This window comes from Bacillus siamensis (assembly GCF_051628075.1).
In the GTDB taxonomy this organism is placed as follows: domain Bacteria; phylum Bacillota; class Bacilli; order Bacillales; family Bacillaceae; genus Bacillus; species Bacillus siamensis.
This window is the reverse complement of sequence record NZ_CP155579.1, coordinates 2,723,447-2,750,335: the sequence shown is the minus strand read 5'-3', so window position 1 is coordinate 2,750,335 and position 26,889 is coordinate 2,723,447. Positions and strand designations below refer to the sequence as shown.

General features: G+C 46.9%; 23 protein-coding genes. 18 read left to right on the top strand and 5 right to left on the bottom strand.

Annotation, left to right across the window (positions count from 1 at the left end; all coding sequences use genetic code 11):
* Window positions 1-55 precede the first annotated feature (55 nt).
* Window positions 56-997, top strand: a complete 942-nt coding sequence (locus tag ABDB98_RS13400; RefSeq protein WP_095241499.1) for a DHH family phosphoesterase — start codon at window positions 56-58, stop codon at window positions 995-997.
* 17 nt (window positions 998-1,014) lie between these two features.
* Here ABDB98_RS13400 and ABDB98_RS13395 read toward each other — a convergent pair whose 3' ends face one another.
* The 3 genes from ABDB98_RS13395 to ABDB98_RS13385 all read right to left on the bottom strand — a co-directional run bounded on the left by ABDB98_RS13395 (window position 1,015) and on the right by ABDB98_RS13385 (window position 2,153).
* Complete coding sequence (locus ABDB98_RS13395) at window positions 1,015-1,206, bottom strand: hypothetical protein (protein ID WP_013353167.1); 192 nt, start codon at window positions 1,204-1,206, stop codon at window positions 1,015-1,017.
* 105 nt (window positions 1,207-1,311) lie between these two features.
* Window positions 1,312-1,815, bottom strand: a complete 504-nt coding sequence (ytrI, locus tag ABDB98_RS13390; protein WP_016938595.1) for a sporulation membrane protein YtrI — start codon at window positions 1,813-1,815, stop codon at window positions 1,312-1,314.
* Window positions 1,812-2,153 (bottom strand): YtrH family sporulation protein, encoded by a 342-nt coding sequence (locus tag ABDB98_RS13385; RefSeq protein WP_016938596.1) that lies wholly within the window; start codon window positions 2,151-2,153, stop codon window positions 1,812-1,814. Before ABDB98_RS13385 ends, ytrI begins: the two co-directional genes overlap by 4 nt.
* 143 nt (window positions 2,154-2,296) lie before the next feature.
* Here ABDB98_RS13385 and dnaE point away from each other — a divergent pair, with 143 nt between their 5' ends.
* The 7 genes from dnaE (at window position 2,297) to ABDB98_RS13350 (ending at window position 12,610) form a co-directional block, all read left to right on the top strand.
* Entirely contained in the window at window positions 2,297-5,635 is a 3,339-nt protein-coding gene (dnaE, locus tag ABDB98_RS13380; protein WP_438420377.1) for a DNA polymerase III subunit alpha, read from the top strand.
* A gap of 139 nt (window positions 5,636-5,774) precedes the next feature.
* The gene (gene maeB, locus ABDB98_RS13375; RefSeq protein WP_060964568.1) at window positions 5,775-7,007 is read left to right on the top strand and encodes an NADP-dependent malic enzyme; all 1,233 of its coding nucleotides are present in this window, start codon (window positions 5,775-5,777) and stop codon (window positions 7,005-7,007) included.
* A 326-nt stretch (window positions 7,008-7,333) separates the two neighbouring features.
* On the top strand, window positions 7,334-8,206 hold the full coding sequence (gene accD / locus ABDB98_RS13370; RefSeq protein ID WP_060964569.1) for an acetyl-CoA carboxylase, carboxyltransferase subunit beta: 873 nt from the start codon (window positions 7,334-7,336) through the stop codon (window positions 8,204-8,206).
* The gene (gene accA / locus ABDB98_RS13365) at window positions 8,191-9,168 is read left to right on the top strand and encodes an acetyl-CoA carboxylase carboxyl transferase subunit alpha (protein WP_016938600.1); all 978 of its coding nucleotides are present in this window, start codon (window positions 8,191-8,193) and stop codon (window positions 9,166-9,168) included. The genes accD and accA overlap by 16 nt, the downstream gene beginning before the upstream one ends.
* A gap of 191 nt (window positions 9,169-9,359) precedes the next feature.
* Entirely contained in the window at window positions 9,360-10,319 is a 960-nt protein-coding gene (pfkA, locus tag ABDB98_RS13360; RefSeq protein ID WP_016938601.1) for a 6-phosphofructokinase, read from the top strand.
* Window positions 10,320-10,358: 39 nt separating this feature from the next.
* A complete protein-coding gene (gene pyk, locus ABDB98_RS13355; RefSeq protein ID WP_438420376.1) occupies window positions 10,359-12,116 on the top strand; it encodes a pyruvate kinase in 1,758 nt (585 codons plus the stop codon).
* A 110-nt stretch (window positions 12,117-12,226) separates the two neighbouring features.
* The gene (locus ABDB98_RS13350; protein ID WP_016938603.1) at window positions 12,227-12,610 is read left to right on the top strand and encodes an FxsA family protein; all 384 of its coding nucleotides are present in this window, start codon (window positions 12,227-12,229) and stop codon (window positions 12,608-12,610) included.
* A 31-nt stretch (window positions 12,611-12,641) separates the two neighbouring features.
* On the opposite strand, the gene ytvI is transcribed toward ABDB98_RS13350, so the two are convergent.
* Window positions 12,642-13,757 (bottom strand): sporulation integral membrane protein YtvI, encoded by a 1,116-nt coding sequence (ytvI, locus tag ABDB98_RS13345; protein WP_438420375.1) that lies wholly within the window; start codon window positions 13,755-13,757, stop codon window positions 12,642-12,644.
* A gap of 97 nt (window positions 13,758-13,854) precedes the next feature.
* Between ytvI and ABDB98_RS13340 the strand changes: the two genes are divergently transcribed.
* The 10 genes from ABDB98_RS13340 to coaE all read left to right on the top strand — a co-directional run bounded on the left by ABDB98_RS13340 (window position 13,855) and on the right by coaE (window position 25,978).
* Window positions 13,855-14,319 carry a DUF441 domain-containing protein gene (locus tag ABDB98_RS13340; protein WP_007408072.1) on the top strand — a complete coding sequence of 155 codons (465 nt, stop codon included), beginning with the start codon at window positions 13,855-13,857 and terminating at the stop codon, window positions 14,317-14,319.
* Window positions 14,320-14,653: 334 nt separating this feature from the next.
* Entirely contained in the window at window positions 14,654-15,772 is a 1,119-nt protein-coding gene (citZ, locus tag ABDB98_RS13335; protein ID WP_016938606.1) for a citrate synthase, read from the top strand.
* A gap of 160 nt (window positions 15,773-15,932) precedes the next feature.
* On the top strand, window positions 15,933-17,204 hold the full coding sequence (gene icd / locus ABDB98_RS13330; RefSeq protein WP_438420374.1) for an NADP-dependent isocitrate dehydrogenase: 1,272 nt from the start codon (window positions 15,933-15,935) through the stop codon (window positions 17,202-17,204).
* A gap of 45 nt (window positions 17,205-17,249) precedes the next feature.
* Window positions 17,250-18,188, top strand: coding sequence for a malate dehydrogenase (gene mdh, locus ABDB98_RS13325; protein WP_003152455.1), 939 nt, complete (start codon window positions 17,250-17,252; stop codon window positions 18,186-18,188).
* 215 nt (window positions 18,189-18,403) lie between these two features.
* A complete protein-coding gene (locus ABDB98_RS13320) occupies window positions 18,404-19,123 on the top strand; it encodes a response regulator transcription factor (protein ID WP_016938608.1) in 720 nt (239 codons plus the stop codon).
* Window positions 19,116-20,855 (top strand): two-component system histidine kinase PnpS, encoded by a 1,740-nt coding sequence (pnpS, locus tag ABDB98_RS13315; protein ID WP_438420373.1) that lies wholly within the window; start codon window positions 19,116-19,118, stop codon window positions 20,853-20,855. The genes ABDB98_RS13320 and pnpS overlap by 8 nt, the downstream gene beginning before the upstream one ends.
* Window positions 20,856-21,101: 246 nt before the next feature.
* Window positions 21,102-23,741, top strand: coding sequence for a DNA polymerase I (gene polA / locus ABDB98_RS13310; RefSeq protein WP_060964576.1), 2,640 nt, complete (start codon window positions 21,102-21,104; stop codon window positions 23,739-23,741).
* A gap of 28 nt (window positions 23,742-23,769) precedes the next feature.
* Complete coding sequence (gene mutM / locus ABDB98_RS13305; RefSeq protein ID WP_016938611.1) at window positions 23,770-24,600, top strand: DNA-formamidopyrimidine glycosylase; 831 nt, start codon at window positions 23,770-23,772, stop codon at window positions 24,598-24,600.
* 136 nt (window positions 24,601-24,736) lie between these two features.
* A complete protein-coding gene (gene ytaF, locus ABDB98_RS13300; RefSeq protein ID WP_016938612.1) occupies window positions 24,737-25,369 on the top strand; it encodes a sporulation membrane protein YtaF in 633 nt (210 codons plus the stop codon).
* A 15-nt stretch (window positions 25,370-25,384) separates the two neighbouring features.
* A complete protein-coding gene (gene coaE / locus ABDB98_RS13295) occupies window positions 25,385-25,978 on the top strand; it encodes a dephospho-CoA kinase (RefSeq protein WP_438420372.1) in 594 nt (197 codons plus the stop codon).
* A 38-nt stretch (window positions 25,979-26,016) separates the two neighbouring features.
* Here the strand turns inward: coaE and ABDB98_RS13290 are convergent, their stop codons facing one another.
* Entirely contained in the window at window positions 26,017-26,859 is an 843-nt protein-coding gene (locus ABDB98_RS13290) for an aldo/keto reductase (RefSeq protein WP_438420371.1), read from the bottom strand.
* Between the last annotated feature and the right edge of the window lie 30 nt (window positions 26,860-26,889).

The window sequence follows — 26,889 nt, the reverse complement described above, 5'->3', positions numbered from 1 at the left end:
CCTTTTCCATGGATAAAGAGTATGATTAAATGAATAAAAACAAAAGGAGAAAACGATGAAATCCGAATTGATCAGAACCATATCATTATATGACACCATTATCTTACATAGACATGTGAGGCCTGACCCGGACGCTTACGGATCACAGTGCGGCCTTACGGAAATCCTGCGGGAAACGTATCCCGAAAAAAATATTTTTGCCGTCGGACAGCCTGAGCCGTCCCTGTCTTTCTTATATTCCCTCGATGAGGTGGGTGACGAAACCTACAAAGATGCTCTAGTCATCGTGTGCGACACCGCAAACCAAGCACGGATCGACGATCAGCGCTACCATTCCGGCGCAAAGCTCATGAAAATAGACCACCATCCAAATGAAGATCCGTATGGCGATCTGTTATGGGTCGATACGAATGCAAGCTCCGTAAGCGAAATGATCTATGAACTGTACCTGGAAGGAAAGCAGCACGGCTGGAAGCTGAATACGAAAGCAGCTGAGCTGATCTACGCGGGTATCGTCGGTGATACGGGACGCTTCTTATTCCCGAACACCACAAAAAAGACATTAAAATACGCGGGAGAGCTCATTGAGTTCCCATTTTCATCGTCAGACCTGTTCAATCAATTGTATGAAACGAAATTAAATGTGGTGAAGCTGAATGGCTTTATTTATCAAAATGTGTCATTGTCTGAAAACGGCGTCGCTTCCGTTTTCATTAAAAAAGACATTTTGGAGACATATGGAACCACCGCTTCTGAAGCGTCGCAGCTCGTCGGAACACTCGGAAATATTTCCGGTATTCGCGCTTGGGTGTTTTTCGTAGAAGAAGACGACCAAATCAGAGTCCGGTTCCGTTCAAAAGGTCCGGTCATCAACGGAATTGCCCGGAAATACAATGGCGGCGGACATCCGCTTGCAGCCGGCGCATCCATCTTCAGCTGGGATGAAACCGGTCCGATTCTTGCTGATCTTGAAGAGATATGTAACGAACACAAGTAGAGGGGAGACCCTCTTTCTTAGTGTTCATCTGTCACGGGGATGAACCAGCAGCCGAATTCAGTCAGGTCTTCGTAGACGCGGAGATTACAGATTTGGAGTTCTTTTTTTATGAGGGAAGCGAGTGTGTCTGTTTCTGCATATGCGGAATAGCCTTTTCTGATTCGGTCTGCATGATCTTTTGCCAGGCGGCGTTCACTAAAAACCTCCATTTTCCCTTCCTCCCTTCAGAAGCATTGAAAATGTCTCATTTACAGTTTATAAAAAAGCGGAGAAAAAAGCGACAGATCTATGGAAATTTTTTAAAAATGACATAATTACGTCGCAAAAGAAATATGAATTTCGACAGACAATCTCGTATAAATCGTCAGCTCCTTTACTTGAGCTTTATATTCCTTTTCATTTATGGTGTACACCTTGTTTTCAATCGTCCGTTTTAAAAGCTCCTTTGTTTTATACACGCTCTCAATATCCTTTGTGATGACTTCAGAAATATCATCCTTCACCTGTTCTTCAAATTTCATCTTATCAGGCTGGGCGATTCTGTATTTTTCCCCATTGATCAGCTTCACATCAACACTTTGGATAAGCAGTCTTTGTTTATTATCCTCATTTAATTTATGAAGATCTTTCTGATAGATGGAGATCTGGTTTTTCAAATCCCGTGCGTGCTCCCGCTGTTTTTCAATTAAGGTCACCTGTTCTTCCTGAAACGTTCCGTATGTAAACAGAAAGAACAGCCAGCTGACGATGGCTCCGCACATCATTCCCGCAAAAAAACGCTGCCATCCCGGTTTTTTATAATACTCGGGAATTCTCATGAAGGCATATTCTCCTGAGCCAGCCATGACACAATCAGCCAGCCGGTCTGCGCGCCGCCCATCGCTGAAATAATTAATAGAAGCTGTTTGAAGATGTCGCGCGTGTTGCCTTCAAACAGCCCCCGCTCAAAACTGTATACGGCGTCAAATGTTCCTCCGATGGCCGCGACAAGCGCCCAGATCTTCAGCCTGTTCGCCAATTTTGTAATCGCCGTAAGCGGAGGCTCGCCTGATAAATAAGCTCCGACGCCGCCGATGAGCGCTCCGCCGAGCAAAACGCCGAGGGCGATAAAATAACTGCTGATAAAATTCGCCATAAAGCCGGCTTCCTGATCCATATATACACCACCTCACTTTTCTATCATATTGAGCAAAGCGGACAAGTATGATGATGAGTCAAAAAAGAACATTTGTTTCTTAAGAAAACCCGTCTTATAATGTAGAAAGGCAAAATGAACGTATACGGAAAGGAGTGGCGGCATTGTCTTTTGTTCATCTACAAGTACATAGCGGCTACAGCCTGTTAAACAGCGCCGCTTCTGTAAAAGATCTTGTTACACAAGCGAAGGAGCTCGGTTATTCTTCATTGGCGCTGACCGACGAAAATGTGCTGTACGGCGCCATTGAGTTTTATAAAGCATGCAAGTCAAACGGAATAAAGCCGATTATCGGTCTGACCGCTTCTATATACACGGACGAAACGGAGCTTGAAGCACACCCGCTTGTTCTTTTGGCGGAGACAAACACCGGATATCAGAACCTGCTGAAAATCTCAAGTGCGCTGCAATCCATAGCAAAGGGCGGCATGAAGCGAAAATGGATGAAGAGCTATCATGAGGGGCTGATCGCCATTACGCCCGGTGAAAACGGGTACATTGAAGGTCTGCTGCAAGCCGGGAAATTTGAAGAAGGGGTCAAAGCTGCCGAAGGATTCCGGGAACTGTTCGGAGAAGGCCGTTTTTATTTAGGATACCAGCCGTTCAAAGGTCATGAGACGTTATCGGAAGATATTCTCCGCCTGTCAGCCGAGACGGAAATCCCAGTCTGCGCGGCGGGGGATGTCCGTTATATCAAGAAAGAAGATCAAGATGCGTACCGCTGTCTGTGCGCCATTAAAGCCGGTGAGAAATGGGAGGATCAGAGCGGGAATCTGCCGGATTTACACTTGAGGCCGCCTGAAGAGATGGCGGAGCTTTACACGCGGCATCCGGAAGCGATTGAAGCATCCGCGCGTATCGCCGGGCAATGCCGGGTCGATGTCAGCCTCGGACAGACACGCCTTCCGTCTTTTCCGGCGCCGGACGGAAAATCAGCCGATGATTATTTGGCGGAAGTCTGTCACGAGGGGCTGCGTCTCCGTTTCGGCACTCCTGATGAGCGCGCTGTGCGCCGGCTTGAATATGAGCTGGACGTCATCAGGCGCATGAAATTCAGTGATTATTTTCTCATCGTATGGGACTTTATGAAGTACGCGCATGAAAAGGGCATTGTGACAGGCCCGGGAAGAGGATCTGCGGCAGGCTCGCTTGTCGCTTACTCTCTTTTCATTACAGACGTGGATCCGCTGAAACATTCTCTGCTGTTTGAAAGGTTTCTTAATCCGGAGAGGATCAGCATGCCCGATATTGATATCGATTTCCCAGATACGAGAAGGGATGAGGTCATTCAGTATGTACAAAATAAGTACGGGGCCATGCACGTCGCCCAGATTATCACCTTCGGAACATTGGCCGCAAAGGCGGCGTTAAGAGACACCGGAAGAGTGTTCGGGATCAATCCGAAAGAAGCTGACCAGCTTGCCCGCCTGATTCCGTCAAAGCCGGGAATGACGCTTGAGGAAGCGAGGCGGCAGTCCGCTCAGCTGAACAGGCGGCTGTCTGAATCCGCCGTTCTTCATAAAGTGTTTCAGATCGCCAAGAAAATTGAAGGTCTTCCGAGGCATACGTCAACACACGCGGCCGGCGTTGTTCTCAGTAAAGATCCGCTTTCTGAAGTTGTCCCTCTTCAAGAAGGGCATGACGGCGTGTATTTAACACAGTATGCGATGGATCACTTGGAAGATCTGGGTCTTTTGAAAATGGACTTTTTAGGTTTGCGCAACCTGACGCTTATTGAATCCATTAAAACGATGATTGAAAAAGAGACGAATACAAAAATTGATTTTTCTGAGATTTCTTACCAGGATGAAAAAACGTTCTCCCTATTGTCAAACGGCGATACGACGGGCATTTTTCAGCTGGAATCATCAGGGATGAGGAGCGTGCTGAAGCGTTTGAAGCCGTCGAGGCTTGAAGATATTGTCGCGGTGAATGCGCTTTACAGACCGGGACCGATGGAAAATATTCCATTATTTATCGATCGGAAGCACGGGCGGGCGCGTGTGGAAGTGCCGCATGAGGATGTAAGAAATATTCTCAGTGACACGTACGGCGTCATCGTCTATCAGGAGCAGATTATGATGATCGCCTCGCGGATGGCAGGGTTTTCATTAGGTGAAGCGGATCTGCTCAGACGGGCTGTCAGTAAAAAACAAAAAGACATTCTGGACAGAGAGCGAAGCCATTTTGTTGAAGGGTGCTTAAAAAAGGAGTATTCTGTAGTCACTGCAAACGAGGTCTACGATCTGATTGTCAAATTCGCTAACTACGGATTTAACAGAAGCCATGCTGTCGCATACAGCATGATCGGCTATCAGCTCGCCTATTTAAAAGCGCACTATCCTTTATATTTTATGTGCGGTCTTTTGACGAGCGTCATCGGCAATGAGGACAAAATATCGCAATATTTGCATGAAGCGAAGGGGAGCGGGATCCAAGTTCTTCCGCCGTCAATAAACAAGAGCGGTTTTCCGTTTGCGCCGGAAAACGGAGCCGTCAGATACAGTTTGAGGGCCGTGAAAAACGTAGGCGTCTCGGCAGTGAAAGATATTTATAAAGCAAGAACACATAAACCGTTCGAGGATCTTTTCGATTTCTGCTTTCGCGTACCTGCAAAAAGCGTTAATCGGAAAACAATCGAAGCCCTTATATTTTCTGGCGCCATGGACGAATTCAATCAAAACCGCGCCTCCTTGCTAGCCTCCGTTGATGTCGCTTTAGAGCACGCTGAACTTTTTCGTGCGGACGATGATCAAATGGGATTGTTTTTGGAAGAATCGTTCTCCATTAAGCCAAAATATGTAGAGGCTGAGGAATTTCCGCTCGTGGACAAGCTTCGGTTTGAAAAAGAAGCTCTCGGTGTTTATTTCTCAAGCCATCCTTTGTCCGCTTTCAGGGATCTCTTGAAAAAACGGAGTGCGCAAGCGATCGCAAAAGCGCGGCAGATGCCTAAGGGGCAGCTGTCGATCGGCGCTTTGCTCGCAGGCATCAAAACGATTCGGACAAAGACAGGTCAGCATATGGCGTTTCTCACATTAAGCGACGAAACGGGAGAAATGGAAGCCGTCGTGTTTCCTGACCAATACAGAAGGCTGTCTCCGCTGTTAAAAGAAGGCGCGCTTTTATTCGCCGCCGGAAAAATGGAAGAGCGGCAGGAGAAGACACAATTCATCATGTCATCCGCCTCTCTCCTTGAGGAGACAGAGACAGGCAGAGCGCCGTCTGTTTACATCAAAATCGAAGGCGGCCGGCACAATCAGGAGTTTTTGGAAAAGATGAAGCGTATTTTACTGGAGCATAAAGGGGAAACCGGCGTTTATCTTTATTATGAAAAAGACAAGCAGACCATCAGGCTGCCCGACACCTTTCATATTCAGGCGGACCATCAGGCGTTATACCGTTTAAAAGAGCTGCTGGGCCGCGAAAACGTCGTGTTAAAATAGTGGTAACAACTATGGTTTTGTTATACAATTGAAACAATTGTGCTATCTTATTTAAAGATTCTGAAATTTTTCACCTCCAGAGATTGTACCAGTCTATGCGGCAGAATATGTAACAAAGTACTTAAAAGGAGTGTTTAGCATGTCATTAAGAGAAGAAGCGTTACATTTACACAAAGTAAACCAAGGAAAGCTTGAATCAAAAGCAAAAGTGGAAGTCAGAAATGCGGACGATTTAAGCCTTGCCTACTCTCCGGGGGTAGCTGAGCCTTGTAAAGAGATTTATGACGATAAAAATAAAGTATATGATTATACAATGAAGGGGAACATGGTAGCAGTCGTAACAGACGGATCAGCGGTTCTCGGTCTCGGAAATATCGGGCCTGAAGCTTCACTTCCGGTCATGGAAGGAAAAGCGGTTCTGTTCAAAAGCTTCGCGGGCGTGGACGCATTCCCGATCGCGCTCAACACAAACGACGTGGACAAAATCATCGACACGGTGAAACTGCTTGAACCGACATTCGGCGGTGTCAATCTTGAAGATATTGCGGCGCCGAACTGTTTTATCATTGAAGAGCGCCTGAAAAAAGAAACAAACATTCCGGTTTTCCACGATGATCAGCACGGCACTGCCATCGTAACTGTAGCCGGACTTGTAAACGCGCTGAAATTATCAGGAAAATCCATGTCATCCATTAAAGTTGTGGCAAACGGAGCGGGAGCGGCAGGCATCGCGATCATCAAGCTTCTTTACCATTTCGGCGTTCGCGACATCGTGATGTGCGACTCTAAAGGCGCCATTTACGAAGGGCGTCCTGCCGGCATGAATGCGGTGAAAAACGAAGTGGCCAAGTTTACAAACCAAGACCGCAATGACGGTTCGCTGCAGGATGTCATTAAAGATGCAGACGTCTTTATCGGCGTATCAGTCGAAGGCGCTCTGACGAAAGAAATGGTGGAAAGCATGGCGAAAGATCCGATTATTTTCGCAATGGCCAACCCGAATCCGGAAATCATGCCTGAAGACGCGCGCGCAGCCGGCGCAAGCGTAATCGGAACAGGCCGTTCTGATTTCCCGAACCAGGTCAACAACGTACTTGCATTCCCTGGAATCTTCCGCGGAGCGCTTGACGTTCGCGCGACTCACATCAACGAAGAAATGAAAATAGCTGCGGTTGAAGCGATCGCTTCCCTCGTTTCAGAGGATGAATTAAGCGCGGATTATGTCATCCCGGCTCCATTTGACAAACGCGTGGCTCCTGCCGTTGCGAAAGCTGTTGCGAAAGCGGCGATGGAAACGGGCGTCGCCAGAATTACGGTCGACCCTGAGGAAGTGGCTGAAAAAACAAGACAGCTCACGGTCATCGGTGAATAATAACACAAAAAGAATTGGCAGCGCGTTGGGAAAAACAACGCGCTGCTGTTCAATATACGGACTGCTGGCATTTTTTTAAGGGCAGGTCTTAAAAAAATTTCAGCAGAATCTTTATTTCTTTTGAAAACGCTGACAGATAAGGCTGAGCAACGCTTTTAAAGGTCTGTTATCCGTCCGTTTCCGCCTGCTTTTCAGCAAAAAATGTCGAATGGAGGATGACACCGTTTGACAAAAAAAGTACAATAGTTTCGGTAAAGTTATTATTAAGTCTATCTAATCGGAAGACATGCAGTGAAGAGAACCCTTCACAAAAGGGAGGTAATCATTTGTTAAAGGATATATTCACAAAAAAGAAAAAATATGCTTCCGTGCCGTCTGAGCAGGCAAAACATGATGTTCCGGAAGGCATTATGACAAAGTGCCCCAAATGTAAAAAAATCATGCTCACAAAAGAGTTAGATAAAAACCTGCGCGTCTGCATGAACTGCGGGCACCATTTCCCGATGAATGCAAAGCAGCGCATTGAAATCCTCCTGGATGAAGATTCATTCGAAGAATTCAACCAGGGAATGATATCTGAAAACCCGCTCGGTTTCCCGGGATACTTAGAAAAAATCGAAAAAGACCGTGAGAAAACATCGCAGAATGAAGCGGTTGTTACCGGAAAAGGGACCATCAGCGGATTCCCTGCCGTTATCGCGATCATGGATTCGACATTCCGCATGGGCAGCATGGGCTCGGTTGTCGGCGAAAAAATCACGCTGGCAATTGAAAAAGCGAAAGAGGAAAAAGTCCCGTTCATCATCTTTACCGCTTCCGGCGGCGCACGTATGCAGGAAGGGGTCTTAAGCCTCATGCAGATGGCGAAGACAAGCTCTGCATTGAAACTGTTCAGTGAAGAGCAGGGGCTGATTATTTCGGTTATGACCCACCCGACGACTGGCGGCGTATCGGCCAGTTTCGCGTCTCTCGGTGATTATAATTTCGCTGAACCGGGCGCCTTGATCGGATTTGCCGGAAGACGTATTATTGAACAGACGATCGGAGAAAAACTGCCGGAAGATTTCCAGACGGCGGAATTTTTATTAAAGCACGGCCAGCTTGATGCGGTGATTCACAGAAACGACATGAAAGACAAACTCGCATTTCTGCTGGACATGCACCAAACAGGAGGTGAGCATGAGTGGCTGCAAGATTAGAATTTGAAAAACCGGTGATTGAACTGCAGACAAAAATCGCCGAACTGAAAAAATTCACCCAAGATTCGGAGATGGATTTAAGCGCTGAAATCGCAAGGCTTGAAGACCGGCTCAGCAAGCTCCAGGATGAAATTTATAAAAACCTGAAGCCTTGGGACAGAGTGCAGATCGCACGCCTTCCCGAACGGCCGACGACCCTTGATTACATTCAATACCTGTTTACCGACTTTTTTGAGTGCCACGGAGACAGAACATACGGAGACGATGCTGCGATTGTCGGCGGAGTTGCCAAATATCACGGCATGCCGGTTACCGTCATCGGTCATCAGCGCGGAAAAGACACGAAAGAAAACCTTGTCCGCAATTTCGGAATGCCTCACCCTGAGGGCTACCGTAAAGCGCTTCGCCTCATGAAGCAGGCGGATAAGTTTAACCGCCCGATTATCTGCTTCATCGACACGAAGGGAGCGTATCCGGGCAAAGCGGCGGAGGAACGGGGACAAAGTGAAGCCATTGCTAAGAACCTGTTCGAAATGGCCGGCCTGACAGTGCCTGTCGTTTGTATCGTCATCGGCGAAGGCGGCAGCGGAGGGGCGCTTGCATTAGGTGTGGGCAACCGCATGCTGATGCTGGAGAACTCGACGTATTCCGTTATTTCTCCTGAAGGAGCCGCGTCCATTTTGTGGAAAGATTCCAGCCTTGCCAAAAAAGCGGCTGAAACCATGAAGATTACTGCGCCCGATTTATTAGAATTAGGAATTATAGATAATATGATTAAAGAAGTGAAGGGCGGAGCTCACCATGACATCAAGCAGCAGGCGGGCTACATTGACGGCATCCTTAAAGAAACATTAAAATCTCTTCTTCCATTGAACGCCGAAGAATTGATCTCACAGCGCTACGAAAAATACAAAGCCATCGGAAAAGTTTCGGTTGAGGATCAATATATCGGGGCAAACTGAATAGACGTGAAGCCTATGGCTCACGTTTATTTTTTGTGTTTTTTGTGATATTCCTTAAATTTTATTTAAAAACAGTTTATTTAATTGTATAATAGGTAAGGTTTCATGGGAGCTCAGGCGTCCCTTTTCATTGTTTTAGGGCAATGATCATGATATGTTTAACATATATATGTTGCTGAGGTGAATAGGAAATGAAGCGTATAGGAGTATTAACGAGCGGCGGGGATTCCCCGGGGATGAACGCAGCGGTGCGAGCGGTTGTGCGTAAAGCTATCTATCACGATGTAGAAGTTTACGGAATTTATAACGGTTATTCAGGATTAATCAGCGGAAAAATAGAGAAACTGGAGCTTGGTTCGGTCGGTGACATCATCCACCGCGGAGGAACAAAGCTGTATACAGCCAGATGTCCTGAATTCAAAACGGTTGAAGGCCGTGAAAAAGGAATCGAAAATTTAAAGAGGCTCGGCATTGAAGGTCTTGTCGTTATCGGCGGAGACGGTTCGTACATGGGTGCGAAAAAATTAACGGAACACGGGTTTCCGTGTGTAGGTGTACCGGGTACGATAGATAATGACATTCCGGGAACTGATTTTACGATCGGATTTGATACGGCGTTAAACACTGTAATTGATGCGATTGATAAAATCCGTGACACAGCTACGTCGCATGAGCGTACATACGTTATTGAAGTGATGGGACGCCATGCAGGCGACATTGCTTTATGGGCAGGTCTTGCAGGCGGAGCGGAATCCATTTTAATCCCTGAAGCGGACTACGATATGGAGGAAATTATCGGCCGTTTGAAGAGAGGGCACGACCGCGGCAAAAAACACAGTATCATCATCGTTGCTGAGGGGGTAGGCAGCGGGGTTGAATTCGGAAAACGCATCGAAGAAGAAACAAACCTTGAAACACGGGTATCCGTTTTAGGGCACATCCAGCGCGGCGGATCTCCAAGCGCTTCTGACCGGGTTCTTGCAAGCCGCCTCGGCGCTTACGCGGTTGAGCTTCTGCTTAAAGGAAAAGGCGGACGCTGCGTAGGTATACAAAACAACAAGCTTGTAGACCATGATATTATAGAAATTTTAGAATCAAAACATACTGTTGAACCAAACATGTATCAGCTTTCAAAAGAACTGTCTATTTAAGACGGAAGAAGCTGAAGATTTCAGAAGGAAGTGAACGAGTTGAAAAAAACAAAAATCGTTTGTACAATCGGTCCGGCCAGTGAAAGTGTAGAAATGCTGACAAAATTGATGGAAGCGGGTATGAACGTTGCTCGTCTGAATTTTTCACACGGTGATTTCGAAGAGCACGGCGCAAGAATCAAAAACATCAGAGAAGCAAGCAAAAAGCTCGGCAAAAACGTGGGGATTCTCCTCGATACGAAAGGTCCGGAAATCCGCACGCACGATATGGAAAACGGCGCGCTTGAGCTTCAGGCGGGAAATGAAATTATCGTTTCTACAAAACAGGTACTGGGAACGCTTGAAAAATTCTCAGTTTCTTATGAAGGCCTGGCAGACGACGTGTCAGCAGGGTCTATCATCCTGCTGGATGACGGTTTAATCGGATTGGAAGTGATTGAATCAAATCCGGAAAAACACGAAATCAAAACAAAAATCTTAAACAGCGGCACGCTGAAAAATAAAAAAGGCGTAAACGTTCCCGGTGTCAGCGTCAACCTTCCGGGAATTACTGAAAAAGACGCTAAAGACATCGTCTTCGGTATCGAGCAAGGCGTTGATTTCATCGCTGCGTCATTTGTACGCCGCTCTACGGATGTTCTGGAAATCCGCGAACTGCTTGAAGAGCATAACGCGTCTGACATTCAAATCATCCCTAAAATTGAGAACCAGGAAGGCGTAGACAATCTGGATGCGATCCTGGAAGTATCTGACGGCTTAATGGTAGCGCGCGGAGACCTCGGCGTAGAGATTCCGGCTGAAGAAGTGCCGCTCGTGCAAAAAGAAATGATCAAAAAATGCAACGCGCTCGGCAAACCGGTTATTACCGCGACTCAAATGCTTGACAGCATGCAGCGCAACCCACGTCCGACACGCGCTGAAGCAAGTGACGTTGCCAACGCTATTTTCGACGGCACAGATGCGATCATGCTTTCCGGTGAGACGGCTGCGGGACAATATCCTGTTGAGGCGGTTCAAACAATGTTTAACATCGCCACACGCACGGAAGAATCTCTGAACTACAAAGAAATTCTGTCTAAACGCAGAGACCAGGTCGGCATGACGATTACCGATGCGATCGGCCAATCCGTTGCACACACAGCGATCAATCTGAACGCGGCAGCTATCGTTACGCCTACAGAAAGCGGCCATACGGCGCGTATGATCGCGAAATACCGTCCGCAGGCTCCGATTGTAGCCGTTACAGTGAATGAGTCTGTATCACGCAAACTCGGCCTTGTATTCGGTGTCTTCCCGGCAAGCGGCCAAAACGCGAATTCTACAGATGAAATGCTTGAAGATGCAGTTCAAAAATCACTTGACAGCGGAATCGTGAAACACGGTGATTTGATTGTCATTACAGCCGGTTCTGTCGGTGAATCAGGTACGACGAATCTGATGAAAGTTCACACTGTCGGCAGCATTATCGCAAAAGGACAAGGCATCGGACGCAAATCAGCATTCGGTCCGGTTGTTGTTGCAAAAAATGCGAAGGAAGCTGAACAAAAAATGACAGACGGTGCAGTATTGGTTGCTTCAAGCACTGACCGTGACATGATCGCTTCGCTTGAAAAAGCATCAGCGCTCATCACGGAAGAAGGCGGTCTGACAAGCCATGCCGCAGTAGTCGGTTTAAGCTTGGGCATTCCGGTTATCGTCGGTCTGGAGAACGCAACTTCAGTTTTAACAGAAGGACAGGTTATCACAGTTGACGCTTCCCGCGGCGCTGTGTATGAAGGCCGCGCAAGCGTTCTTTAAACAGCTTTAAACAAGAGAGGGGGGTTATCCCTTCTCTTTTGTCTTTAGGTTGATTTTCCTATTCCCATGCGGACGGTGACGCGCTTTTAGAAGGACAGGAGGGCAGAAAAATGAGAGTTTTATTCTTACTGTTTATCGTATGTCCGGCAATTGAAATCGGCTTGTTTCTGCTGGCGGGAAAATGGCTCGGCGTTTTTCCGACCGTCCTTCTCATCATTTTGACAGGCGTGCTAGGCGCCTTGGTGGCAAAAAGACAGGGAATTGATGTATATCATCGGGTAATGCGCGACCTGCAGCACGGCAGCATGCCGGGGGACGCGCTTCTTGATGGAATATGCGTCTTTATCGGAGGCCTGCTTTTGATGCTTCCGGGTTTTTTGTCCGATATTGCAGGGGCTTGTCTTCTGATTCCGTTCACTCGGAACCGCATGAAGCCGCTTTTGTTCAAATGGCTGAGAGGAATGTCAAAAAACAAGCGGATCATTATCAAATAAAAACGGCAGCCTTCTTGCAGGGCTGCTGTTTTTATTTGGACTGAACAGTAATATAGGCCCATATTTCTTTTAAAGCGCCCGTTGTGATAAAGGCCTGAATGAAAACGAGAAGCGCAGGCCCCGCAGCCAGTCCTAAAATTCCGAACAGCTTAAAACCGGCAAACAGGGCGATTAAGGTCGCAAGCGGATCAAGCCCGATTGACTTGCTTAAAATCTTCGGCTCCGTCAGCTGGCGCTGAATGAGAACCACTATATATAAAATACCGAGACCGATCGCTTGGGGAAGCTGACCGGCAATGGCCAAATACATAATCCAGGGAACAAATACCGATCCGGCGCCGAGATACGGGAGAAGATCCACCAGGCCGATAAAAAAGGCAATGGTCGCCGCATGCTCAATTCCTAAAAGAAACAGTCCGATAAAGACAATGATCATCGTAAAAAGGATGAGCACGGCCTGCGCCTTAATGAAACCGGCCATTGCTTTTTTCAGTTCTCCCGACACGGCCTTGGCGTTTGCCGAAACGCGTTCCGGAAGAATGGAATAAAGCATCGCTTTCAGCTTGTGCCAGTCCTTTGTCATAAAAAAAGTCGCCAGCATTGCGAATACGAAGACGGCAGCCGTATTGGGAAGGAAGGCAATCCATTTCGGCACCAGCTCTAAAAGATGTGAAAGCATCAGCCCCGCATTTTTAGCGGCTGTATCACCGAGGGTCTGAATATGCGTCACGATGGATGCCTGCTGATTGGTTTCCAGCCCGTTAAATAAGACGGTCAGCTCATGGTACAATGGCTGAATGCGGGAAGTGAAGAATTCTTCGCAATACGTTATAAAGGCGCTGATATGGGGAGGGAGCGTTTTGGCCAGATAGGCGGTTCCCGAGATGATTTCCGCAACGAGAAAAGTCGCAGCGGCAAGAAGAATCAGCAAAAAGAAAACCAGGACAATGACTGTATTGACTGATCGGGGCAGCCCTGTCAGTTTGTCCAGCCAGTCAACAACGGGAATGATCGCCGATGACAGAATAAGGGCGATCAGAAACGGATAAGTTAACGGGAATGAGGCGTAACCGGCCGCTAAAGCGCCGCCGGCCGCAGCTAGTACAAACAGCGCGCGGAAAAAAACAGTTGCATAGTGCGGATTCACATCGATCCTCCTCTCGGTCGGCACGTCCTATTACATTAGTTTATTCGTCAAAAAAAAGGATATGAATACAGTTATGATGAAGGATGGTGCTTTCAGGATGTTTACACAGGCGAATTTATTTTTACTATTATTGCTGGCCATCGCATTGATAGCCAAAAACCAGTCATTGCTTTTTGCCGTCGGCTTTCTCATTGTGATAAAAGCTGTCGGTCTTGATCAGAAATTGTTCCCGGTTATTCAGTCAAAAGGAATCAACTGGGGGGTCACCGTCATTACAATCGCTGTTTTAGTGCCGATTGCGACAGGTGACATCGGTTTTAAACAGCTAGGAGAAGCGATGAAATCATATTATGCGTGGATCGCTCTCGGCGCCGGAATCGCCGTAGCCTTAATCGCCAAAAACGGTCTCACCTTATTGGAAAACGATCCTCATATTACAACGGCGCTGGTGATCGGCACAATACTTGCCGTCGCGCTTTTCGGCGGCGTCGCCGTCGGTCCGTTAATCGGCGCCGGAATTGCCTATCTGGCCATGCAGATCGTAAAAATATTCACTTCGTAAAGTAAAAAAGCGGCGTAAAGCCGCTTTTTTTTGCGGAAAAAGAGGAAAAAACCGCGTAAAATCAAGAAAATGTGCGAGAAAGAAAAAAAAATTATAGGTAAACATTTAACAAATGTCTGATTATTGTTTATAATAAGAATAGGCTTAAACTTAAATAAGCTTATAAGAATTTGTTATGTTCCTCTATAAGCATACCGGTTATGTAACCGCAATCATTGAAATGTAAGCATTTTCTTAAAGGGGAAAGGGAGTGTTTACATGACTCATTTTAAGTAAGCCGTATGTTTTATGTACTCTTTAAAGGGGAATTTTGATTGAAAAGGAGAGGTTGAATATGACAGCAACACGCGGTCTTGAAGGGGTTGTAGCAACAACATCATCTGTAAGCTCTATTATCGACGATACCCTTACATATGTAGGGTACGATATTGACGACTTGACAGAGAATGCAAGTTTTGAAGAAATCATTTATTTGCTGTGGCATCTGCGCCTGCCGAATAAAACAGAGCTTGCTGAACTGAAAAAACAGCTTGCGAAAGAAGCTGCCGTTCCACAAGAAATCATTGAGCACTTCAAATCCTATCCCCTCAATAACGTACATCCAATGGCTGCGCTCCGGACGGCGATTTCATTACTCGGTCTGACTGACAGTGAAGCCGATGTCATGAATCCGGAAGCGAACTACAGAAAAGCCATCCGTCTGCAGGCGAAGGTGCCGGGCATTGTCGCCGCTTTCTCAAGAATCCGCAAAGGACTTGATCCTGTTGAACCGAAGGAAGAGTACGGTATTGCGGAGAACTTCCTTTACACCTTAAACGGTGAAGATCCTTCTCCGATCGAAGTGGAAGCGTTTAACAAAGCGCTCATTCTTCATGCGGATCATGAGCTGAATGCATCAACATTTACGGCGAGAGTATGTGTCGCCACCTTATCCGATATTTACTCAGGCATCACGGCGGCCATCGGCGCATTAAAAGGACCGCTTCACGGCGGAGCCAATGAAGCCGTCATGAAAATGCTGACAGAGATCGGAGAAGTGGAAAATGCCGAGCCTTATATCCGCAGCAAAATGGAGAAAAAGGAAAAAGTGATGGGCTTCGGACACCGCGTGTATAAGCATGGGGATCCGCGCGCCAAACATTTAAAAGAAATGAGCAAACGCCTGACGAATCTGACGGGTGAAAGCAAATGGTACGACATGTCAATCCGTGTCGAAGAAATTGTGACGTCGGAGAAAAAACTTCCGCCTAACGTTGATTTCTATTCCGCATCTGTGTACCACAGTCTCGGCATTGACCACGATCTGTTTACGCCGATCTTTGCGGTCAGCAGAATGTCCGGATGGATCGCGCACATTCTTGAGCAATACGATAACAACCGCCTCATCCGCCCGCGCGCTGAATACACGGGTCCGGATAAGCAGACTTTTGTTCCGATTGACGAAAGAGCCTGATCAAACGGGAGGCTGGTGATTTTCATGTCGTTAGCCTCTTGTTAATCAAGCCCAAGTTGGTTTACAATTTTGATAGAATCTTGAGAAAAATCATTTTATTTTCTATACAAGAAAAATAAAATGTTTTCTAAATATGAATTACATACTGGGAGGTAATATTGTGTCACAAGGTGAAAAAATTACAGTCTCTAATGGAGTATTAAACGTACCAAATAATCCGATTATCCCGTTTATTGAAGGTGACGGCACAGGCCCTGATATTTGGAATGCCGCTTCTAAAGTATTGGAAGCCGCTGTTGAAAAAGCATATAAAGGCGAGAAAAAAATCACGTGGAAAGAAGTTTATGCCGGTGAAAAGGCTTATAATAAAACAGGTGAGTGGCTTCCTGCCGAAACGCTGGAAGACATCAGAGAGTACTTCATCGCTATCAAAGGACCTCTGACGACACCGGTCGGCGGCGGTATCCGTTCTCTGAACGTGGCGCTGAGACAGGAGCTTGATTTGTTTACGTGCCTGCGCCCTGTCAGATATTTCACTGGGGTGCCTTCTCCGGTCAAACGTCCTGAAGATACGGATATGGTTATTTTCCGCGAAAATACGGAAGATATTTACGCCGGAATTGAGTATGCGAAAGGTTCTGAAGAAGTTGAAAAGCTGATCAGCTTCCTGCAAAATGAAATGGGCGTTAACAAAATCCGTTTCCCTGAAACATCAGGAATCGGCATAAAGCCTGTTTCTGAAGAAGGAACAAGCCGCTTAGTCAGAGCTGCCATTGAGTATGCGATCGAAAACGGCCGCAAGTCTGTCACGCTTGTCCACAAAGGAAACATCATGAAGTTCACTGAAGGGGCATTTAAAAACTGGGGCTATGAGCTTGCCGAAAGAGAATACGGAGATAAAGTATTCACTTGGGCCGAATATGACCGCATCGTCGAAAAAGACGGAAAAGAAGCGGCTGATAAAGCGCAGAGCGAAGCAGAAGCAGCAGGAAAAATCATCGTCAAAGACAGCATCGCTGATATTTTCCTTCAGCAGATCTTAACCCGCCCGAGTGAATTCGACGTCGTGGCGACGATGAACTTAAACGGAGACTATATCTCTGATGCGCTTGCCGCTCAGGTAGGCGGAATCGGCATCGCGCCGGGAGCGAACATCAACTATGAAACAGGGCATGCGATTTTCGAAGCGACTCACGGAACGGCTCCTAAATATGCCGGCCTTGACAAAGTCAACCCGTCATCCGTTATCCTTTCAGGAGTGCTTCTTCTTGAACACCTGAACTGGAATGAGGCGGCTGACCTAGTCATTAAATCTATGGAAAAAACGATTGCTTCAAAAGTAGTAACTTACGATTTTGCAAGATTAATGGACGGTGCAACTGAAGTGAAATGTTCAGAGTTCGGTGAAGAGCTTATCAAAAACATGGACTGAACCTAAAGCAGACTTCTAATGAAGCCAAAAAAGGAGAAGAGAATCATGGGAAAAACACGCAGTAAAGTTTCTGTTATCGGAGCAGGATTTACGGGAGCGACAACAGCCTTCCTTACAGCTCAAAAAGAGCTTGCGGATGTTGTGCTCGTTGATATTCCACAATTAGAAAACCCGACTAAAGGAAAAGCGCTTGACATGCTCGAAGCAAGTCCGGTTCAAGGATTTGACGCGAAAATCACAGGCACGTCCAACTACGAGGACACAGCCGGTTCTGATATCGTCGTCATCACGGCCGGAATTGCGAGAAAACCAGGCATGAGCCGTGATGATCTCGTATCTACAAACGAAAAAATCATGAGAAGCGTCACACGTGAGATCGTGAAATATTCTCCTGACTGCATTATCGTCGTATTAACAAACCCTGTTGATGCGATGACATATGCGGTGTATAAAGAATCAGGCTTCCCGAAAGAACGTGTTATCGGACAATCCGGAGTGCTTGACACTGCGCGGTTCAGAACATTCGTCGCTGAAGAATTAAACCTGTCAGTAAAAGACGTGACCGGTTTTGTTCTCGGAGGACACGGTGACGACATGGTTCCTCTCGTCCGTTATTCCTATGCGGGCGGCATTCCGCTCGAAACGCTTATCCCGAAAGACCGTCTTGATGCGATTGTAGAGCGCACAAGAAAAGGCGGCGGGGAAATCGTCAACCTTCTCGGAAACGGAAGCGCCTACTACGCGCCTGCTGCATCACTGACAGAAATGGTAGAAGCCATTTTGAAAGATCAGCGCCGCGTGCTTCCGACCATCGCTTATTTAGAAGGCGAATACGGTCATGAAGGCATTTACTTAGGCGTACCGACGATTATCGGAGGAAACGGCCTAGAGCAAATCATTGAGCTTGAACTGACAGACTATGAAAAAGCACAGCTGAGTAAATCAGTTGAATCTGTCAAAAACGTGATGAAAGTATTGTCATAAGAAAAATGGGAAGGCTTCCGAATCAGAAGCCTTCCTCTTTTTACAATTAATGAAAGCGTTTTCTTTTTCCCTGAACGATCCTTTCTCTGAAAATGATCAAAAAGGCGAATTGTCTGAACGGGCAGTATTAGATAAAATGAAATCATAAAGTGATATGCAACACATAAAATAGAGAAAATTGGATGTCGGGGAAAATAGACAGCGGAGGGCGCAGCATGAACAAAAAAATTTTAGTTGTAGATGATGAACAATCTATCGTTACTCTTTTACAGTACAATCTGGAACGGTCCGGCTATGATGTCATTACCGCATCAGACGGCGAAGAGGCTCTGGAGCAGGCAGAGAAGGAAAATCCGGATTTAATCGTACTGGATGTCATGCTGCCGAAAGTGGACGGAATCGACGTCTGTAAACAGCTCAGACAGCAGAAAATGATGGTTCCGATCTTGATGCTGACAGCAAAAGATGAGGAGTTTGATAAGGTGCTGGGACTGGAGCTCGGAGCGGATGATTACATGACAAAGCCGTTCAGTCCGAGGGAAGTGACTGCGCGGGTGAAAGCCATTTTAAGAAGGGCTGACATTTCTTCGCTGTCACAAAGCAGAGAAGAGGAAAAGGACGGGCAGATCCTTATCGGCGAGCTGAAAATTCTTCCGGAGCATTACGAAGCGTACTTTAAGTCGGAACAGCTGGAATTGACGCCTAAAGAATTTGAACTGCTTCTGTATTTGGGAAAACACAAGGGAAGAGTGCTGACAAGAGATCTTCTGCTGAGCGCGGTCTGGAACTATGATTTTGCCGGGGACACCCGGATTGTTGACGTTCATATCAGCCATCTGCGCGACAAAATCGAATCAAATACCAAAAAACCCATCTATATTAAAACAATCAGAGGTTTGGGGTATAAACTGGAGGAGCCAAAAATGAATGAATAAAGTCCGTGTGCGTCTGTTCGCTTTACTTGTTGTATGTATCATATTGGTTTTCAGTGTTCTCGGCCTTTTTTTACAGCAGCTTATTTCTTCAGCCGCTAAAGACAAAACGGCGGATCAGCTGAAAAAGGAATCGGTATACATAGCGGGCCTTCTTGATACCGGCCGAATCGGCAATAAAAGCAATGAAACGGTAGTCCGCGACGCCGGCCGCACCCTCGGTATAAACGTCTCTGTTCTCAATGAGAAGGGTGACGCCGTTTATCATTCCGGCAGGCATGCTGATGATGCAGCCGTAAAGGAGTTCATTTCTCACAATAAAAATGAGGCAGCCATACAGGCGGGAAGCAAAATGATCCGCGGCGCCGCCGTAAAAAATGACGCCGGCCAAACGGCGGGATATGTGCTCGTTTCCTCGGAAATCAGCGGCGGTTCAAGTATTACCGGAGAAATGTGGGGCATGCTGGCAGCAAGTCTTTGTACCGCTTTTATCATTATCGTTTTCTTTTATACAAACATGACGTCCCGTTACAAAAAATCAATCGACGCCGCGACGAAGGTGGCGACTGAGCTGTCCAAAGGCAATTATGACGCCCGCTCCTACAGCGGTTATGCAAGGCGGTCTGACCGTCTCGGGCGTGCGATGAACAGTCTGGCGGTCGATTTGATGGAAATGACGAGAACGCAGGATATGCAGCGCGACCGTCTGTTAACCGTCATTGAAAATATCGGTTCAGGTTTGATTTTAATAGACGGGAGAGGTTTTATTAATCTCGTGAACCGATCGTACACGAAGCAGTTTCATACAAAGCCTGAACGTCTGCTTCGCCGCCTTTATCATGATGCGTTTGAGCATGAGGAAATCATTCGGCTCGTCGAAGATATTTTTATGACGGAGACGAAAAAATGCCAGCTGCTGAGACTTCCCATCAACATTGAGCGGCGCTACTTTGAAGTTGACGGCGTTCCGATCATGGGTCCTGATGATGAATGGAAGGGCATTGTTCTCGTTTTTCACGATATAACGGAAATTAAAAAATTGGAGCAGATGAGGAAGGACTTCGTCGCCAATGTTTCCCATGAACTGAAAACGCCGATCACCTCGATTAAAGGCTTTACGGAAACGCTGTTAGACGGGGCGATGAAAGATGAAAAGGCGCTTTCAGACTTTCTGTCTATCATTCTGAAAGAAAGTGAGCGGCTCCAATCCCTCGTACAGGACTTATTGGATTTATCCAAAATGGAGCAGCAGAACTTTACGATGCGCGTAGAATCCTTTGACGCCGCAAAAATCCTCCATGAAATCGAAGCCCTTTTACAGCATAAGGCTGAGGAAAAAGGCATCAGTTTTCAGCTTGACCTTCCGGAGGAGCCGATTTTTGTGATGGGTGATGTGCACAGGCTGAAGCAGGTATTCCTGAATCTGGCGAACAACGCTTTAACCTACACGCCTGAAAAAGGGACGGTGGCGATTTCGGTAAATGTGAAAGAAACCGCTGTTGATATCAAAGTGTCCGATACGGGAATCGGCATTCAGAAGGAAGAGATTCCGCGGATATTTGAGAGATTCTACCGCGTGGATAAAGACAGGAGCCGCAACTCGGGAGGAACCGGGCTCGGTCTTGCCATCGTAAAGCACTTAATAGAAGCCCATGAAGGCAAAATCGAAGTCACAAGCGAGCCGGGACAGGGAACTGTGTTCACTGTGACGCTGAAGCGGCCGCCGGCAGCGTGATCGGCTTTACAAAGGATTAACAATTTCTTCATGACCTGTTAAACCTATCTTGTTAGGATGTAACAGAACCCCTTCATCCAAGGAGCCAATTTTGACGGCGGGAACGTGTTTTCTTGTTCCCGTCCTTTTTTGCGTTTTCACGGGGTCCGCTCATTTTCCTTTCAAATTGAACTTTGTTAAAATAAGAGAAGCTGTGAGATTAAAAAACAGAGGAATGACGAGCTTTTGCTCTTAGGAGGATATTGAATGACGGAACGAAAAAAATTAGTGCTTGTCGACGGAAACAGTCTGGCGTACCGGGCGTTTTTTGCATTACCGCTTCTAAGCAATGAAAAAGGCATTCATACAAATGCCGTATACGGGTTTGCGATGATTTTAATGAAAATGCTGGAGGATGAAAAACCGACCCACATGCTGGTGGCTTTTGATGCGGGAAAAACGACTTTCCGCCACAGCACGTTTAAAGAATATAAAGGCGGAAGACAAAAAACGCCGCCGGAGCTTTCTGAACAGATGCCGTTCATCCGTGAGCTCCTCGATGCTTACAATATCAGCCGCTATGAGCTTCCTGAATATGAAGCGGATGATATTATCGGCACGCTTGCCGTATCTGCTGAGAAAGACGGCTTTGAAGTAAAGGTATTTTCCGGAGACAAAGACTTAACGCAGCTTGCAACCGGGAAAACGACCGTTGCCATTACGAGAAAAGGCATTACCGACGTGGAAGATTACACGCCGGAGCACGTCGAAGAAAAATACGGTCTGACACCGCTGCAAATTATTGATATGAAGGGATTAATGGGGGATTCATCCGATAACATCCCGGGCGTTCCCGGCGTCGGCGAAAAAACGGCGATTAAGCTCTTGAAGCAGTTCCATTCGGTTGAGAAATTGCTTGAATCAATTGATGAAGTCAGCGGGAAAAAATTAAAAGAAAAGCTCGAAGAATATAAAGAACAGGCCCTGATGAGCAAAGAGCTAGCGACGATTATGACAAATGCGCCGATTGAAGTCAAGCTTGACGATTTAGATTATCAAGGGTTCGACCGTGAACAAGTCGTTGCCATTTTTAAAGACCTCGGTTTTAACACGCTGCTTGAGCGGCTCGGTGAAGATAGCGGAGAAACGGCGGAAGAAGATTTTGAGGACATCAATGTTGAAACGGCCGAAGAAATCACCGAAGCTATGCTCGTGTCGCCGTCCGCTTTAGTCGTCGAACAAATCGGTGATAACTATCACGAAGAACCGATACTCGGCTTTTCCATCGTGAATGAAGCAGGCCTTTATTATATTCCGAAAGAAACCGCCATCCAGTCCGAAGCGTTTAAATCCTGGGCTGAAGATGAATCGAAGAAAAAGTGGGTGTTTGACAGCAAACGCTCCGTCGTCGCTTTGCGCTGGCAGGGAATTGAGCTGAAGGGAACGGAATTTGACGCGCTTCTTGCCGCCTACATTATAAACCCGGGCAATTCGTACGACGATGTCGCGAGCGTAGCGAAAGAATACGGCCTGAATATCGTTTCAAAAGATGAAGCGGTTTACGGAAAAGGCGCAAAGCGCGCCGTTCCGGCTGAAAAAGAGCTTGCCGATCATCTCGCGCGAAAAGCGTCTGCCGTTAACAGCCTTCGGGACAAACTGCTGCACGCGCTGGAAGAAAATAATCAGCTTGAATTATATGAAGATCTCGAACTCCCGCTTGCGCTTATTCTCGGAGAAATGGAATCAATGGGCGTCAAAGTGGATGTTGATAGACTGAAGCGAATGGGCGAAGAGCTTGGCGCTAAGCTGAAAGAATATGAAGAAAAAATCCATGACATCGCCGGTGAACCGTTTAACATCAATTCACCAAAACAGCTCGGCGTCATTCTGTTTGAAAAGCTCGGCCTGCCGCCAGTAAAGAAAACAAAAACAGGCTATTCCACTTCAGCCGATGTGCTGGAGAAGCTCGCAGACAAACATGATATCGTCGCCTACATCCTGCAATACAGACAAATCGGCAAACTCCAATCGACTTATATTGAAGGGCTGCTGAAAGTCACACGCAAGGATTCTCATAAGGTGCATACCCGATTCAATCAGGCTTTGACTCAAACCGGGCGCCTCAGCTCAACTGATCCGAACCTGCAAAACATTCCGATCAGGCTGGAGGAAGGACGGAAAATCCGTCAGGCTTTCGTTCCGTCAGAACCGGACTGGCTTATTTTCGCCGCTGATTATTCACAAATTGAGTTAAGGGTGCTTGCGCATATTTCAAAAGATGAAAATCTGATTGAGGCGTTTACGAATGATATGGACATTCACACAAAAACCGCAATGGATGTGTTTCATGTCAGCGAGGATGAAGTGACACAGGCGATGCGCCGTCAGGCAAAGGCCGTCAATTTCGGGATCGTTTACGGCATCAGTGATTACGGGCTGTCTCAAAACCTCGGCATTACCCGGAAGGAAGCGGGCGCTTTTATTGACCGCTACTTGGAAAGCTTTCCGGGCGTCAAGGCGTATATGGAAGAATCGGTGCAGGAAGCGAAACAAAAAGGATATGTGACGACTCTTATGCAGCGCCGCCGCTATATCCCTGAGCTGACAAGCCGCAACTTCAACCTGCGGAGCTTTGCGGAACGGACGGCCATGAATACGCCGATTCAGGGCAGCGCCGCTGATATTATTAAAAAAGCCATGATTGATATGGCAGCTGAGCTGAAGGAGAAAAAACTGAAGGCAAGACTGCTGCTTCAGGTGCACGATGAATTGATTTTTGAAGCGCCTAAGGAAGAAATTGAAATATTAGAGAAGCTGGTTCCTGAAGTGATGGAGCATGCTTTGGCATTAGACGTGCCGTTAAAGGCGGATTATGCTTCAGGACCGTCTTGGTACGATGCAAAATAAATAAACAGAGAAAAAGGAAGTGATGATTGTGCCGGAATTACCAGAAGTTGAAACGGTCCGGCGCACTCTGACCGGTCTTGTGAAGGGGAAAACGATTGAATCGGCGGACATCAGATGGCCGAATATCATCAAAAAACCCGCCGAGCCGGAGGAATTCGCGCGGCAGATTGCAGGAGAAACCATTCGATCCATCGGAAGAAGGGGAAAGTTTTTGCTTTTCCATCTGGATCATTATGTCATGGTGTCCCATCTTCGGATGGAGGGGAAATACGGCCTTTATCAGGCCGATGAGCCTGACGATAAACATGTTCACGTTGTGTTTCGCATGACGGACGGAACAGAGCTCCGCTACCGGGATGTCCGGAAATTCGGCACGATGCATTTATTTGCGCCGGGAGAGGAACTGAATGCATTACCGCTTTCACAGCTCGGGCCCGAACCAGATGATGAAGCATTTACCGCCGCCTATTTAAAAGAGCGGCTGGCAAAAACGAACCGCGCGGTAAAAACCGCCCTGCTCGATCAAAAAGCGGTCGTCGGCCTCGGCAACATTTATGTCGATGAAGCTTTATTCCGGGCGCGGATTCACCCTGAGACAAAAGCGAACAGCCTGTCTGACGGACAGATAAAAACGCTTCATACAGAAATTAAAGACACCCTTCAGGAAGCGATTGACGCGGGCGGGAGCACCGTCCGGTCTTATATCAATTCTCAAGGGGAAATCGGAATGTTTCAGCTCAAACATTACGTATACGGCAAAAAGGATGAGCCGTGCAAAACGTGCGGCACGATGATTTCTAAAATCGTAGTCGGCGGAAGGGGGACGCATTTCTGCGCCCGATGCCAAAAAAAATCATAAACTGAACCTGTTCAAGCAGGCGGCAGCAGAATGACTTTTTTCTAACACAGTTGATGACCTTTCTCCATATATATATTGTGATTCACCCAATAGGCATATGTCACAATTGCCGATCAAGAGAAAGGGAGAAACGGATATGGAGATTGTTTCTTTGCTGCTTTTGGCTTTTGCTGTCAGCTTGGACAGTTTTTCAGTCGGGTTTACGTATGGATTGAGAAAAATGAAAATCCCGTTCAAAGCGATTGCCGTGATCGCTTGCTGTTCAGCCTCTGTGATGTTTATATCCATGCTGATCGGCCATTTTCTGACAAAGATTTTCCCTGTATCCGTCACGGAGAAACTGGGCGGGCTGATCTTAATCGGAATCGGGGCATGGGTCATCTATCAATTTTTTAAACCGGCGAAAGAGCCGGATTACTTATTACACGAAAAAACACTGCTAAACCTTGAAGTGAAATCGCTCGGCATCGTGATTCACATTTTGAAAAAGCCGACCAGCGCAGATATTGATCAATCCGGAACCATTAACGGAGTCGAAGCGCTTCTGCTCGGTATCGCCTTATCTATTGACGCCTTTGGCGCAGGCATGGGAGCGGCCATTCTCGGTTTTTCTCCGGTTATGATGAGCGTGACCGTCGGGGTGATGAGCTCGCTGTTTGTGTCATTCGGCATCAACGCCGGGCATTTTCTTTCAAGATGGAATTGGATAGATAAAATGACATTTTTGCCGGGGATCCTGCTGATTATCATCGGGATTTGGAAAATGTAAGAAGGAGTGGGCTTTTTGAGCTTGGTCATCGGTTTAACGGGAGGCATCGCCAGCGGAAAAAGCACGGTAGCGCGCATGCTGATCGACAAAAAAATAACAGTCATTGATGCGGATGTCATCGCTAAGCAGGCGGTGGAAAAAGGAATGCCGGCTTACGGACAGATCGTTGAAGCGTTCGGAAAAGACATCCTGCTGGAAAACGGCGGCATTGACAGAAAAAAACTCGGTTCTATCGTTTTTACGGACGAACAGAAGCGTCTGATGCTGAATCAGATCGTTCATCCGGCAGTGCGTGCGGAAATGATGAAACAGCGGGATGAAGCCGTTGCGCGAAAAGAGCGATTCGTCGTTTTGGATATACCGCTTTTGTATGAAAGCGGGCTTGACTATCTGGTCGGCAAAGTGCTCGTCGTCACCGTACCGGCAGACATTCAGCTCAAACGGCTGATGAAGCGGAATTCACTTACAGAAGAAGAAGCGATGAGCCGAATAACATCGCAAATGCCTTTAGCGGACAAAACAAAAAAAGCTGACGCCGTCATTGATAACAGCGGCAGTCTTGAATATACGAAGCATCAGCTGGAGGAAATATTGAGCAGCTGGACATAAATAAACACCGTTCGGAAAACCGAACGGTGTTTTTCTGGTTAAAAATCAAAATTGTCAGGGTCCGGGCCGACACGGAGATTTTCGTTCAGATCATCAATCCACTTCATATCGTCAGCTGACAGTTCGAAATCAAAGACATTTGCATTTTCTTCAATACGGTGTTTTTTAGTTGATTTCGGAATGGTGATGACGCCGTTTTGCAAATCCCAGCGCAAAATCACTTGAGCGGCTGATTTGCCGTATTTCTCAGCGATTTCCTGTAAGACGGGATGATCAAGCAGCTGGCCTTGCATCAATGGCGACCATGCTTCAAGCTGAATATTTTGTTCGGCGCAGAAAGCGTGCAGTTCTTTCTGTGTCAGACGGGGGTGGTACTCCACCTGGTTAATCATCGGCTTGATTTCCGTTTCTTTCATGAGATGTTTCAAATGGTGAATTTGGAAATTGCTGACCCCGATCGCCTTAATCCGTCCATCCCGGTAGAGGGTTTCGAGCGCCCGCCACGCATCGATGTACTTTCCTTCGACAGGCCAATGGATCAAATATAAATCTAAATAGTCTAAACCGAGTTTTTCTAAGCTTGTGTCAAACGCTTTTAACGTTTCTTCATACCCTAAATCGGCATTCCACACTTTTGACGTGACAAAAATGTCTTCACGCTTTAATCCCGCTTCTTGCAACCCTTGGCGGATGCCTTCGCCGACACCCTCTTCATTTCCGTAAATCGCGGCGGTATCAACACTGCGATAGCCGTGCACTAATGCTGTTTTCACCGCATTGACGAGCTCCGCGCCTTCCTCTACTTTAAATACTCCGATACCGAACCAAGGCATCTTTACGCCGTTATGCAATGTCGCTTTTGCTTGTAAATGTGTTGTCATGTATATGTTCCTCCTATTGTTTGTTTGTTA

What these genes read in the sequence shown, in the direction of transcription:
- ABDB98_RS13400 (WP_095241499.1), top strand. Translation starts at nt 56, where the DNA reads ATGAAATCCGAATTGATCAGAACCATATCATTATATGACACCATTATC.
- ABDB98_RS13395 (WP_013353167.1), bottom strand. Translation starts at nt 1,206, where the DNA reads ATGGAGGTTTTTAGTGAACGCCGCCTGGCAAAAGATCATGCAGACCGA.
- ytrI (WP_016938595.1), bottom strand. Translation starts at nt 1,815, where the DNA reads ATGAGAATTCCCGAGTATTATAAAAAACCGGGATGGCAGCGTTTTTTT.
- ABDB98_RS13385 (WP_016938596.1), bottom strand. Translation starts at nt 2,153, where the DNA reads ATGGATCAGGAAGCCGGCTTTATGGCGAATTTTATCAGCAGTTATTTT.
- maeB (WP_060964568.1), top strand. Translation starts at nt 5,775, where the DNA reads ATGTCATTAAGAGAAGAAGCGTTACATTTACACAAAGTAAACCAAGGA.
- pfkA (WP_016938601.1), top strand. Translation starts at nt 9,360, where the DNA reads ATGAAGCGTATAGGAGTATTAACGAGCGGCGGGGATTCCCCGGGGATG.
- ABDB98_RS13350 (WP_016938603.1), top strand. Translation starts at nt 12,227, where the DNA reads ATGAGAGTTTTATTCTTACTGTTTATCGTATGTCCGGCAATTGAAATC.
- ABDB98_RS13340 (WP_007408072.1), top strand. Translation starts at nt 13,855, where the DNA reads ATGTTTACACAGGCGAATTTATTTTTACTATTATTGCTGGCCATCGCA.
- citZ (WP_016938606.1), top strand. Translation starts at nt 14,654, where the DNA reads ATGACAGCAACACGCGGTCTTGAAGGGGTTGTAGCAACAACATCATCT.
- mdh (WP_003152455.1), top strand. Translation starts at nt 17,250, where the DNA reads ATGGGAAAAACACGCAGTAAAGTTTCTGTTATCGGAGCAGGATTTACG.
- ABDB98_RS13320 (WP_016938608.1), top strand. Translation starts at nt 18,404, where the DNA reads ATGAACAAAAAAATTTTAGTTGTAGATGATGAACAATCTATCGTTACT.
- pnpS (WP_438420373.1), top strand. Translation starts at nt 19,116, where the DNA reads ATGAATAAAGTCCGTGTGCGTCTGTTCGCTTTACTTGTTGTATGTATC.
- polA (WP_060964576.1), top strand. Translation starts at nt 21,102, where the DNA reads ATGACGGAACGAAAAAAATTAGTGCTTGTCGACGGAAACAGTCTGGCG.
- ytaF (WP_016938612.1), top strand. Translation starts at nt 24,737, where the DNA reads ATGGAGATTGTTTCTTTGCTGCTTTTGGCTTTTGCTGTCAGCTTGGAC.
- ABDB98_RS13290 (WP_438420371.1), bottom strand. Translation starts at nt 26,859, where the DNA reads ATGACAACACATTTACAAGCAAAAGCGACATTGCATAACGGCGTAAAG.